1 protein-coding gene is annotated in these 442 nt (G+C 31.1%); it reads right to left on the minus strand.

All coding sequences use genetic code 11. The features are described from left to right. Window positions 1–27: 27 nt before the first annotated feature. Window positions 28–442, minus strand: a 415-nt coding sequence (locus B9T16_RS29370; RefSeq protein ID WP_410246466.1) for a hypothetical protein, incomplete at its 5' end; no start/stop codon positions are given.

The following is a 442-nucleotide window of genomic DNA, read 5'->3' on the forward strand; positions in this document are numbered from 1 at the left end:
CAAGGCAATTGGCTCCTATGATAAACTCTATCTAATTTTTTCAATATCCATTATTTCACATAAACTTCCAAATGTATTATCTGCCGCAACAATACAAACATCATATTTGTCAAAACAAACTTTTCTCACATCAACCAAAGTGTATATTTTATGATTTAAATATCGTACCCTACACTTGTATTTATTTTTACTTACAAATGGCATACGTTGCCAAAAAATTGAAAACGTACTTGGCAACTTCAAATCACTATCAGGCAAAACATAAGCCTCGAAGGGAAAACTATCTCTTCGTAAATATGAATACTGCAACCCAGTAACTATTTTAATAGGCCCCTCATTGCTTATTTTCGAAATCACTATTGTAACATCATAGGTGTCTGAAAAAAAATAATTTTCTGGTTGACTAAAAATACTATTTKCAAGAAATAAGAGCGCAAAAACG

Origin of the sequence: Arthrospira sp. PCC 8006, assembly GCF_046480465.1 — a bacterium.
GTDB classification, from domain to species: domain Bacteria; phylum Cyanobacteriota; class Cyanobacteriia; order Cyanobacteriales; family Microcoleaceae; genus Limnospira; species Limnospira platensis.